Genomic DNA, 10,967 nt, shown 5'->3' with positions numbered 1-10,967 from the left:
GAGAAGGATTTGAACAACATGGACGTTCAGTCGGTCGCGCCCGCGAACGGTGCGACGGCGGGATCGCCGCAGGCCACGACGGCCGGCGCGACTGCCGGTTCGGCGCCCACCGGGGCCGCCGAAGTTCGACCCAGCGCAGGAGCGCCGCAGCCCCCATCGGGCGGCAGCGCTACACTCGCGTCTGCTGTGGCCAAACTCTACAACGTTACGCAAAGCTCCTCGGGCGCTCCGCAAGAGCTCGACGTGTCGTATAAAGTCGTGCACCAACTCGATTTGATCGTCACCGTGTTCACCAACCCGGAGACCGGCCAGGTGGTCGCGCAGTTTCCGCCGGAGGTGCTCATCGGTTTGGCTGAATTCTTCGATCAGACCGACGGCGTCACTCTCGACCAAAAGGCGTAAATACCAACCGTGTCGACCAGCAACAGCGCGAGCGTCTACGGCACCAACGTTCCGCCGATCACCTTTCCCGGTATTGTTTCCGGCATCGACTGGGACTCTGTTATCGACAAGTTGACGCAGCTTCAACTTGCTCCCGAAGGGCAGCTCAACGCGCAGATCGCGACCCTGAACAATGCGAACACTGCGCTGATCCAGATCAACAATCTGCTCACCTCAGTGCAAAACGCACTCGCCGATCTCTCGAACCCCGACTTGTTCACGACCTACGAGGCGGAGTCGAGCGACCTGAACGCGCTGACCGCGTCGGGTATCCCGGGTGTGAGCTCAGCGCCGGGGCTTTATACCATCGAGAGCACTCAGGCGGCGACCAACACCTCGATTCTCTCGAGTCTGAGCGCCGGCCACTCGATCACCGACGATCTCACGAGCGGCCCCTACGCGGGGCAAGCTTCGGATACGGTGCCGCTGATCGATTCGTATGCCAGGGTCACACCGACCGACGGCACCAACGGCGAGGGCGAAGTGACGGTCGACGGCGTGCAGATCGCCTACAACGTCAACACGCAGTCGCTCGATACGATTTTAAACAATATCACGACCGAGGTGCGTGCCGGCGCCGATGCGCAATTCCTCGCCACGCTCGTCAACGGTGTCGTGCAGTTCAGTTCGACCGACGAGTCGATCTCACTCGGCAGCAGCAGCGACCAGGGCAACCTGCTCAACGTGCTGCAGCTCAGCAGCGCGCAGCTGATCAACAGCGGTGGAAGCGGCGGTTCGATCACCGGGACCGCAAACGTCGGAGGCATCAACCCGTACGAGTCGTTCGATTCGTCCAATTCCGCCGGCTTCGTCAAGCCCGTGACGGCGGGAACCTTCACCATCAACGGTGTGAAGATCACGGTCTCGGCAGACGAAAGTTTGAACGACGTCATCAACGCGATCAACAGCAGTACCGCCGGGGTGACCGCATCGTATAACACGATCACGGGTCAAGTCGAATTGGTGAACGCCAATTCCGGGCCGCAGAGCATTATATTGAGTGCGAGCGGAGATACGAGCAATTTCCTGAGCGCCGTTGGTCTGACCACAACGAGCGGAGCAACGACCACCGTCGGGCAGCAGTCGGTCGTAAAGATCCTCAATGCCGACGGTACGACGAGCACGTACTACAACGACTCGAACACGGTCACGAACGCGATACCGGGGCTCTCGCTCTCGATTACCGGCAATACCACCACGCCGTTCACGCTCAACGTGTCTCAGAACACAGCCCTGCTGGTCTCCGCATTACAGGGCTTTGTCTCCACCTACAACGCAGCGGTCAACGAGATCAACAGCGACACCGCACCGCCGGTGGTCCAGGCCATTCAGCCCGGCTCCGGCGCGATCGCGCAGTCGATCCCCGGTGGCGTGCTCTACGGCAACTCCGACGCCCAGAGCATCGTGCAAGAGCTCGAGAACATCGTCGGCGGTTTCCTCGGGTCGGGAACGACCTACAATTCGCTCTCCCAGATCGGCTTGCAGCTCGACTCGAGTTTCGACACGATCGCGCCGACGAGCGTCGACTCGCAGACGCCGGACGGCTCGCTCTATCAGACCCAAACCATTCAGGGAACGGACGGGCAGTTGCAGCCCTTGAGCGTCTCTGCTTTCCTGGCCGCGTATCAAGCCGATCCGAACGCGGTGCAAAATCTCATCGTCGGCGCAAACAGCTTGACGACACAACTGGGAAGCTATCTGACCAGTGTAACCGGCAACCCGACGCTCCTCAATTCCGGCACCGTCGGGAATATTCCCAGCGTCTCGCTGATCCAGAATTACGAGAACAGCAACGACGATACGATCACCAACCTGCAGCAACAGGTACAGCAGATCACCGACGCCGCCAATCAATACGCCGACACCCTCCGCTCGGAATACACCGGCGACGAAGCGACGATCGCCGGACTTCAGGCGGAGCAGCAGGAGCTGGCGGCAGTCTTCGGATTCAGCACGTCGAGCACGAGCTCGAGCTCAAGCAGCTAAGCGTCACGGATGGCCATGCGTAAGAACAACGAGCAAACCTACCTCGAGACCTCGATTCTCACGGCTGCCCCCGAGGATCTGATCGTCAAGATCTTCGACGTATTGATCATCGCGGCGCAACACGCGCATGACAAGCTGATGAACGAGCGTGACGATATCGAGGGAATTCACAAGGCACTGCTGCGGGCGCAGCGTGCCTGTACCGTGCTCATGAGCTCGCTGAATATGGAGATCGGCGGCGAACTCTCGCAGAATCTCTTGCGCGTCTACGGGTTCTGGCATCGTGAACTGGTGATGGCCAACATGCGCAAGGACCCGGAGCGCGTCGCCCGGGTGCTCGGCTACGCGCGCGACTACCGCGAGACGTGGAACACTGCCGTAACGCAGTTCAAGGCGCAGCGCCGGGCGCCAAAGGATCTCGCGGGAGGCGACGGCGTGACGTCGACGTTTGCCGCAGTTGGCTGAAGCGCTGTTGGACGAGGTTCGCTCTGCGATTGCGGAGCTCGAGAAGTTGTGCGCGCCCCTCGCACCGCTGCTCGAACGGCGCGACTGGAAGGCTTGCGAGCAGTTGCTCTCCGATATGGCGCGTGCCCGACATGCGCTCGCAAACGCGTGGGAATCGGCCCAACCGGCGCGTACGCCCGAATTCGAGCGAGAGGTCCGCGAACGCGTTCAACGCGTGCTGACCTACCGCGAGTGGCATCTCAAGCGGTTGCTCTCACGGCAGGAAGACATCGGGGACCGGCTGCAGCTCATCGCGCGTTGGAAATCCTATGCGCGCTCGGTGGCCGGTAAGCGCCGGAATCAGTTCGTCCTCTTCAGCGACGTGCGCTAGGGAAGCTCTGGAGAACTTCCCTAGGGCACGATAACATATTCGAGACTTGCGCGCACGTGTGATTCGGCCATGCTGCCGGGCACGTCGCGTGCTTCGACCAGCGCGGGCCGTCCATCGGCCACCACCGCCATGCGCGGCCGCCGCGTGACCTCGGCGGATTCCCACGCGGACGGAACGACGGTGTTGGTGGTGCGATCGTAATGTCCGCATCGAACGGCAGGGACCAAGAGTATGCGCCCACCGGCGCGCCGTAGGCGGGCGCAGAACAGATAATCCTCGTCGCACACGCGGATGCGGCCCGCCGAACGCTCGATGAAGACATGCGCATCGAAGTACGGCGGCGCGTGTTCGCGCAGCATCGCGACGCGGATGGCGACGCAGCCGAAGCCAACGCCGTCGACGGCGACGGGCTCGCGATCGAACGCCGGAACGCGCGCGGTACGCGTGTCGGACCCGTCCCAGTGCTCGACGGTCATCGGTCGAAAGCCGTCGCGCGAATAGTAGAGGGACCCGGCGATCGCTGCGCTTTCGTCGTTCTCGAGCGCGGCGCACAGCGTGACGAACGCATCGGTCGGGAGCACCATGTCGTCGTCACACATCACGAGGATATCCGCGCGCGCCTCGATGGCGCGCTCGACGATCAGATCCCGCTGCGCGGGAACGTAGTTGCCGGTGACCACCGTGCGCTCGAATCGCTCCACCGACGCCGGCAGCGCGATCCGCGCCAAACTTTCGACGAAGGGCGGTGCGGGGGAGCCGGCACTGGGAATGCCGAGGAACAGTTTCAATTGGGAAGAGCAAACGCGCAGGCGGCGAGCAGCGCGCGCGCGGCGCCGTCGAGCGCGGCATCGGTCTGGAAGAGCACGCCGGTCGTGCGATCGATGCGCAGACGCACGAAGAGTTTTTGCAATACCGTCATCGAGTGTTGCGCATAGGCACGCAGCGCGTTGTCGATCGCGGCGGCGCGTGCGTCGTCGTCGAGCAAGACGCGCTGCGCCTGAAGCGCGAGCGTGAGCTGGCGCGCTTTGACGAAATCCCAGCGCTCACGCTCTTCGGCAATCTTGCGCAAAACGGCAAGTGCGGGCTCGTGCAGTTCGTTCGCAAATAGGAACCGATCGGCGCCGGAGAACCCGCCCGCACGTACCGCAGCGGGCGCGATCGCCCCCATGTTGGCGAGCAGCCGTCCCGCGTACTCCGTGATCGGCTCTTTCTTGCCGAGTTTCTCGTGCAGTGAGACGCGGTGCAGGATCTGCGACTGTGCGGCAAGGTGGGCTTTCATCTCGATGGGGTCATTTCCGTCGGCATCGACCGAGCAAGCCAGCGCGTTTCCGAAGATGCAGTGCTGGAGGATCGTTGGAGCTTTCGAGCCGTTGAAAACGCGTTCGAAGAAGGCGAGCGTCGGACGGTCGAGCGCACCGTAGAACACGACGGCTTCGCGCGCCGGCTCCGGTTCGGTCTCGATAACCGGCTCGGGTTCGGTTATAGGCCCGGCTTCAGCCACGGGTTTCGTGGGTGCCGCCGCGTCGGAGAGTGCCGCCTGGGCAGCCTCCTCAACGATCGCTTCCTCGGCGTCGAGCTCATAGATCGGAAGCTCGTCGGCGGGAATCTCGACCGGAATCAACGGGCGCGGCTCGTAGAGCGCGCGATCGGCCGCGGCCAGCTCGCCGGCAAAGGCGCTGACGCTGCCCTTGCGTTCGACGATGACCGGGCCGCCGCCGATGATCCCCGCATTCGCAGCGCGCACCTGGGGGATCGTCACGAGCGGCTTGGTGCCCATGCGAACCCCGACCTTCCAGAGCAGCGTCGCCCTGCTCCCCGCGGCCACGGTGCCCAATTCTAGACCGTTTCCGAAGAGCTGGTCGGCGGCCCCGTCGTCGGCCGCGCGCCCGTCGATTTGGAGCGATCCCAGGCGGTAGGCCGCGCCGCCGGGCAGCGGCACGGCGACGACCGCGCCGGCCGCGTGCGCGGCGCCTTCGCTCACGATACTCAGTGCGTACGTGACCACCGTGCCGGGGATGACCTCCCCGGGCGGAGTGGCGGTGAGGGTGACCGCCAGCACCGCGCTCTTGGTTACCGGCGCCTCGGTCACCATATCGATCAACGGCGCCGAATCGCCCGCGTAGCGCGTCTCCCACCCGACGCGCTCGGGCGGCGCCGTCAATCCGAGCGAGGTGCGCTGTAGCTCCAGCAGCCGCATATCGGCGCTGGATTCAAAATCCGGCTCCCGGTTCATGACGACGAACGCCGGGCAAAGAGCCGGCCGAAGAGACCGCGCGGCGCGGGCGCTGCGACCGGCTCTCGCGGCTCCGTCGAACCGACCTCGGCGCGAACCGGCAAGGTGACCAGACGCGGCGCAATGCCGCGCACGAGCATGGCGGAGCGGACGTGATCCTCGTTGACCAGCGTACTGGCGCGGTCGCAGGCTTCTTGCATGGCGGCGTGGGCGAGCATCGTCAGGCGGCGGGGAAGCCCGTCGGCCGCCTCGATCATCAGCGCACGTGCGTCGGGGGTGAAGAATTGCCGTTCAGGCGGCAGCCCGGCCCTGGAGAGTCGGAAATCGAGGATGGCCGAGGCCATGCCCGCATCCAACCGTTCGAGCCGGATCCAGCCGTCCACGCGGTCTTCCAGATTGCCCTTGGCGCGAATACGATCGGCGAGTTCGCTTTGCCCGAAGAGCAGGATATTGAGCAGTTTGCGCTGCGGCACGTGGTAGTTGAGCAGAAGCCGCAGCGCTTCGAGGTTTTCGTCGCTGAGATTCTGCGCCTCGTCGATGGTGAGTACGAGGTTGCGCTTCTCGAGAATCGCGGTCTCGAAGAAGAAATTCTTCAACGCGTTTTTCAAGGCGGCACTCGAACGCGGCGGAAGCGCCAGACCGAAAACGCGGCCGATCGCGATGAGAAATTCGGTCTCGGTCGCGAAGGCCGGGTCGAGGATCTTCGCCAGGACGACCCGGTCGTCGGCGAGCAGCTCCTGTTCGAGCGCGCCGCTCAAGCTCGTCTTCCCGGTGCCGGGATCGCCGAGGATGACGGTTAGCCCGCGCGAAGCGTCGACCGAAGCGTAGAGGCGGTCTTTCGCCTTGCGCAACGCGCCGAACTCGCAATAGAAAAACGGGTCGGCCGTGTCCAAGAACGGGTCGCGTTCGAGGCCGAAGAATTCGAAGTACCGTGACATAGCGCCACCGACTAGGTTAGACCCGCGAGCGCAAAGTCATTGTGTATTAAAACCATGCTAACGAGGACCTTACGCAGCCGAGGTAGAGATAAGGACGAAATGTCCCGCCCGGGCGACTTTGACTACCTCGACGAGCTCGAAGCCCGTACGATCTTCATCCTGCGTGAAGCCTTCTCGTGCGTGGCGCCGCTGGCGATGCTCTGGTCGATCGGCAAGGACTCGACGGCGCTGTTGTGGATGGTGCGCAAGGCGTTTCTCGGCGAGATTCCGTTCCCGGTCGTACTGCTCGACACCGGGATGGAATTCGAGGAAGTCTACGCCTTCCGCGACCGCCTGGTTGCGCAGTGGCATCTCCCGGTCGCAAACGAGCAATGTCCGCCCGAGAGCACCGTGGATCAAACACTGCCGCCTGCCGCGCGTCACGCCGCGCGCAAGACCGCGGGCCTGCGCGCGCTGATCGCGCGTGAGGGATATCGCGGTATCATCCTCGGCATCCGCCGCGATGAACAGGCAATCCGTGCTAAAGAGCGGATCTTCAGTCCGCGCAACGCCGACGGCTCGTGGGATCCGCGCTCGCAGCCGCCCGAGCTCTGGAATTATTATGCCTACGACGTTCCCGACGGTGCGCACGTTCGGATCCATCCCTTGCTGCACTGGACGGAGCTCGACATTTGGCGCTATACGCTGCGCGAATCGATCCCGTTTGTCCCGCTCTATCTCGCGAAAAGCGGCAAGCGATTCCGTTCGCTCGGCGAGAGCAACATCACCTTTCCGGTCGCGAGCGACGCCGACACGATCGAGAAGATCATCGCCGAGCTCGAGGTGACGCGGGATCCCGAGCGCGCCGGACGCACGATGGACAACGAGAGCGAGGACGCGTTCGAACGCCTGCGCACGACGGGGTACATGTAGGCGTTGAAAAACGTTCGCATCGTGATGGTCGGCGACGTAGACGCCGGAAAATCCACGATCCTCGGCCGTCTGCTCGTCGATCTCGGTCTGGTCACACCGGCGAAGCTGGAAGAGCTCGAGACCTCCAGCTCGAAGCGCGGCGTGCCGATCGAGTATTCGTTTCTGCTCGACGCTTTCCAACTCGAACGCGATCAGGCGATCACGCTCGATCTCTCGCGCATCTGGGTGCGCACGCCCGACGCCGAATTCGTCTTCGTCGACGCACCGGGTCATCGGGAGCTGATTCGCAACCTGCTCAGCGGCGCGTCGGAGGTCGACACGGCCGTGATGGTCGTCGCCGCGGACGAAGGCATCACGCTGCAAACGCGCCGCCAAGCACTCTTCCTGCGTTGGTTCGGATTCGCGAACGTGCTGGTCGCGATCAACAAACTCGATCTCGCCGGCGATCCGAAGGCTGCATACGAGCAGCGTGTGGCGGAGGTCGGCGCGTTTCTCGATCAACTCGGCATGCGCGCGCGCGCGATCGTGCCGGTCGCCGCACGCAGCGGCGACGGCATCGTCAAGCCTGGGCCGCTCACACGGTGGTGGGATGGTCCCACGCTGCTCGAGGCGCTCGGCATGCTCGAGCGCGACCGGGCGCCGGATAATGGGCCGCTACGCTTCGTGGTGCAAGACGTGTACCGGCGCGACGGCAAACGGCTCATCGCCGGACGCATCGAGAGCGGTACGCTCGAGCGCGGCGAGCATCTGACGTTTTGGCCGCTTCAGACCGGGGCGCGTGTGCTCGCCATTCACGATTGGCCGCGCGAGCTCGATCGCGCGCTGGCGGGTGCGTCGATCGCGGCGGAGCTCGACGCGCGCGTCTTTGTCGATCGAGGGTCGGTGGGAAGTCGCGGTTCCGACGCTCCCGAGCTCGGTCATGCGGCCCAGACGACGGTCGTGTGGCTCGGCGCCGAACCCGCTCGTGCGGGAGAGGCGCTGCGCATGCGCTTGGGAACGCGCGAGTTCCCGGTGACGCTGCAGCGCATCGAGGAGACGATCGATCCCGACACCCTCGAGCCGCGCGAAGCGGACGAGCTGAGCAGCGGCGACGTCGGCGTCGTCTCGCTGGTCGCGCGCGAACTGATCGCAGCCGATACGAATCTCGCCGAGTCGAGCATCGGCCGTTTCGTGCTGGTGCGCGCGGGAACGATCGTGGCCGGCGGCCGGATCGATGCGGTGCTCGGCCACACGCGCGGCGAAGGCGCGACCAACGTCGTCGCGATGATCTCGTCGGTGGAACGGGCGGAGCGGACGCTGCGCAACGGACATGCGGGCGGCGTGTTTTGGCTGACCGGCCTCCCGAGCGCCGGTAAGTCGACGGTTGCGATGGCGGTGCAGCGGATGCTCTTCGAGCGCGGCCGGCAGGTGTACGTGCTGGACGGCGATACGCTGCGGACCACGCTCAACGTCGACCTCGGCTTCTCCGACGAGGACCGCTCGGAGAACGTGCGCCGGACGGCGGCCGTGGCTGCTGTCTTCGCGGACGCCGGCATGATCGTGCTCTGTGCGTTGATCTCACCCTTCGCGGCGGACCGCGAGTTGGCGCGCGCGGCGTATCCGAACGGATTCCATGAAATTTACGTCTCGTGCGACCTGCGTACCGCGGAGGGTCGCGACGTCAAAGGACACTACCAGCGTGCACGGCGCGGTGAGCTCGCCCATTTCACCGGCGTCTCCTCGCCGTACGAAGTGCCCGAACGGGCGGATCTGGTGGTCGATACAGCCGTGCACCGCATCGATGAGTCGGCGGCCTGCCTGCTCGAGTACATCGAATCGCATTTGGTGCGATGATCCAAATCATTCTGATCGGATTCATCGTCGGAGTGTGCATCTCGTACTCCGGCGTCGGTGCCGGGTCGCTCACCACGCCGCTGATCGTCCTCTTCCTCGGGTACGATGCGAGCACCGCGATCGGTTCCGATCTGCTCTTCAGTCTGGGGACGAAGATCGTCGCGTTTCTAACCCACATTCGCGCGCAAACGGTCAACTACGGCGCGCTGCTCTTTCTCTCGCTCGGCGGCGTTCCCGGCGCCATCGTCGGGGTGTTGATTACCGGCTGGCTCCACGCGCACTTCCCGCTCCCCGCCGTCAACCATGTGCTGAAGATCGCGCTTGGCGTTGCGCTTTTGATCGCGGCGGCCGCCGTGGCCTTTACGCGTTCGGTTGCCCCCGATACGCATCCGCCGGAGCGGCCGCTGCCGCATCTGCCGCTGACGCTGACCGGCTTCGTGGTCGGGACCCTGGTCAGCATCACGTCGATCGGCAGCGGATCGCTGACCCTGCCGCTCTTGTTGCTCGTCCTTTCCCAAGCGCAGTTGCGCACACTGGTCGGAACCGACGTCGCGTTTGCGGTCGTACTGCTCGTTCCGGCGATCATCGGCCACTTCAAGCTCGGCGACGTCAACATTCGGCTCGCAATGCTGCTCTTGGCGGGATCGATTCCGGGCGTTTTGGTAGGCACGCCGCTGGCGAAGCGCTTGCCCGAGCGAGCGTTCCGTGTCGGGCTTGCGCTCATTCTTTTGATCGTCGGCGTGCGAATGTTCTACTGAGAAGAAAGCGCGTCGCGCGTCTCCATCCACAATTGCAACAAACGATCGAAGATCGCTCGCTCGACGGCGGCTTTCTCCCATACGGGATCGCCGGCCGGCGGGACGTCGTTCTCGGTGCGGAAGGCAAGGTTGACGCCGTAATCGCGTGCGAGTACCTCGTTGTCGGGAGCGAACGCGCGCAGCAATGACAGCGTTTCGTCGCGTGAAAAGAGCGCAAAGCGCTCGTTCAAGAGCGCCTCGGAGAAGCTCGGCACGTGCGTGCGCAGCAGTGCACGCGGCTCGGCTTGAGGAACGCCCTGCGGCAGCAGCTTTTGGTACGCGGTATCGAGGAGCGTGCCGAACGTCAAACTCTCGTTGGCGCGCGGATGGCTCACCGAGAGCTGGAGCGGCGAACGGCCGAATCCCGGCGCTGCCAGCGCGATGAGCCGCAGAAAGTCTTGGAAGATGAATTCGTTCGGCTGCCCGGCCTCGTAGGCGCGAATGATGACGTTCTCCGGGCCGAAAACGCGGACCCAGGGCTCGAGAAGCCGCGGATAGCGAAACTCGATCTGGATCGGCGAACCGTCGGGCACGTACATGCCGGTCTGCAAAATTCGGTCGATGTATCCCGATAGCGGCCGGATATAGTCGTGTTTGATCCGCTCGACATACATCGACTCTGCGTACGGAGCCTGCGGCCGGAGGTAGATAACGACCTTGCCGGCGTATCCGGCTGCCCGGATCGCGTCGGCGAGCATCTGGATCGTTGCAGGCCGTGAGTAGATCAAACAGATATCTTCTGAGGTCACCAGCGCCGCGTCGACCGGGCTCGCCCGCAGCTCCTGAGTGAGGAGCGGCAAATCCCTGCTCTCACCGTGCACGAGTAAATCCCAGCCGAGTTGGTGATTACCGGTTTGCGCGAAGCTCGGACGGGCCGTACGCGTGATCAAGAGTCCCGCCTCTTGCAAGGTCGCGCGATTTTGCTCGACCAGCACTTGCAGCGAGGTCGTACCGGTCTTATGCGTTCCGATGTGCACCAGACACGTGCGCAT

At 64.1% G+C, this 10,967-nt stretch carries 11 protein-coding genes; 7 read left to right on the top strand and 4 right to left on the bottom strand.

The annotated features are described in order from the left end of the window. Positions 1-18: 18 nt before the first annotated feature. Genes VMF11_09765 through VMF11_09750 form a run of 4 tightly spaced genes read left to right on the top strand, consistent with a single transcriptional unit; the run spans position 19 to position 3,262 of the window. Positions 19-402 (top strand): hypothetical protein, encoded by a 384-nt coding sequence (locus VMF11_09765; GenBank protein HTU70593.1) that lies wholly within the window; start codon positions 19-21, stop codon positions 400-402. Between the two features lie 9 nt (positions 403-411). Beyond that, positions 412-2,427 carry a flagellar filament capping protein FliD gene (gene fliD, locus VMF11_09760; GenBank protein HTU70592.1) on the top strand — a complete coding sequence of 672 codons (2,016 nt, stop codon included), beginning with the start codon at positions 412-414 and terminating at the stop codon, positions 2,425-2,427. A gap of 9 nt (positions 2,428-2,436) precedes the next feature. Then, positions 2,437-2,892, top strand: a complete 456-nt coding sequence (fliS, locus tag VMF11_09755) for a flagellar export chaperone FliS (protein HTU70591.1) — start codon at positions 2,437-2,439, stop codon at positions 2,890-2,892. Positions 2,893-2,899: 7 nt separating this feature from the next. Further along, complete coding sequence (locus VMF11_09750) at positions 2,900-3,262, top strand: hypothetical protein (protein HTU70590.1); 363 nt, start codon at positions 2,900-2,902, stop codon at positions 3,260-3,262. 20 nt (positions 3,263-3,282) lie between these two features. On the opposite strand, the gene VMF11_09745 is transcribed toward VMF11_09750, so the two are convergent. From VMF11_09745 to VMF11_09735, 3 genes are read right to left on the bottom strand one after another with little or no spacing between them, the layout of a single operon-like run. Then, the gene (locus VMF11_09745; GenBank protein HTU70589.1) at positions 3,283-4,050 is read right to left on the bottom strand and encodes a glycosyltransferase; all 768 of its coding nucleotides are present in this window, start codon (positions 4,048-4,050) and stop codon (positions 3,283-3,285) included. After that, positions 4,047-5,459, bottom strand: a complete 1,413-nt coding sequence (locus VMF11_09740; GenBank protein ID HTU70588.1) for a hypothetical protein — start codon at positions 5,457-5,459, stop codon at positions 4,047-4,049. Before VMF11_09740 ends, VMF11_09745 begins: the two co-directional genes overlap by 4 nt. A gap of 32 nt (positions 5,460-5,491) precedes the next feature. Then, complete coding sequence (locus VMF11_09735) at positions 5,492-6,433, bottom strand: AAA family ATPase (protein ID HTU70587.1); 942 nt, start codon at positions 6,431-6,433, stop codon at positions 5,492-5,494. Between the two features lie 99 nt (positions 6,434-6,532). Between VMF11_09735 and cysD the strand changes: the two genes are divergently transcribed. The 3 genes from cysD to VMF11_09720 are packed head-to-tail and all read left to right on the top strand — an operon-like array spanning position 6,533 to position 9,936. Beyond that, positions 6,533-7,345, top strand: a complete 813-nt coding sequence (gene cysD, locus VMF11_09730) for a sulfate adenylyltransferase subunit CysD (protein ID HTU70586.1) — start codon at positions 6,533-6,535, stop codon at positions 7,343-7,345. 3 nt (positions 7,346-7,348) lie between these two features. After that, positions 7,349-9,178: an adenylyl-sulfate kinase gene (gene cysC, locus VMF11_09725; GenBank protein HTU70585.1), complete on the top strand. Its 1,830-nt coding sequence runs from the start codon at positions 7,349-7,351 to the stop codon at positions 9,176-9,178. After that, positions 9,175-9,936 (top strand): sulfite exporter TauE/SafE family protein, encoded by a 762-nt coding sequence (locus VMF11_09720; protein HTU70584.1) that lies wholly within the window; start codon positions 9,175-9,177, stop codon positions 9,934-9,936. The genes cysC and VMF11_09720 overlap by 4 nt, the downstream gene beginning before the upstream one ends. On the opposite strand, the gene VMF11_09715 is transcribed toward VMF11_09720, so the two are convergent. After that, on the bottom strand, positions 9,930-10,967 hold the full coding sequence (locus VMF11_09715) for a hypothetical protein (protein HTU70583.1): 1,038 nt from the start codon (positions 10,965-10,967) through the stop codon (positions 9,930-9,932). The genes VMF11_09720 and VMF11_09715 overlap by 7 nt on opposite strands.

It is taken from the genome of Candidatus Baltobacteraceae bacterium (assembly GCA_035502855.1).
In the GTDB taxonomy this organism is placed as follows: domain Bacteria; phylum Vulcanimicrobiota; class Vulcanimicrobiia; order Vulcanimicrobiales; family Vulcanimicrobiaceae; genus Aquilonibacter.
Note: the sequence above shows the minus strand (reverse complement) of the source record. Positions and strands in the feature narration are given on the sequence as shown.

Excerpts from the sequence above, each read along its gene's own strand:
- VMF11_09765 (HTU70593.1), top strand. The coding sequence starts at position 19 with ATGGACGTTCAGTCGGTCGCGCCCGCGAACGGTGCGACGGCGGGATCG.
- fliS (HTU70591.1), top strand. The coding sequence starts at position 2,437 with ATGGCCATGCGTAAGAACAACGAGCAAACCTACCTCGAGACCTCGATT.
- VMF11_09740 (HTU70588.1), bottom strand. The coding sequence starts at position 5,459 with ATGCGGCTGCTGGAGCTACAGCGCACCTCGCTCGGATTGACGGCGCCG.
- VMF11_09735 (HTU70587.1), bottom strand. The coding sequence starts at position 6,433 with ATGTCACGGTACTTCGAATTCTTCGGCCTCGAACGCGACCCGTTCTTG.
- cysD (HTU70586.1), top strand. The coding sequence starts at position 6,533 with ATGTCCCGCCCGGGCGACTTTGACTACCTCGACGAGCTCGAAGCCCGT.
- VMF11_09720 (HTU70584.1), top strand. The coding sequence starts at position 9,175 with ATGATCCAAATCATTCTGATCGGATTCATCGTCGGAGTGTGCATCTCG.
- VMF11_09715 (HTU70583.1), bottom strand. The coding sequence starts at position 10,967 with ATGCGCACGTGTCTGGTGCACATCGGAACGCATAAGACCGGTACGACC.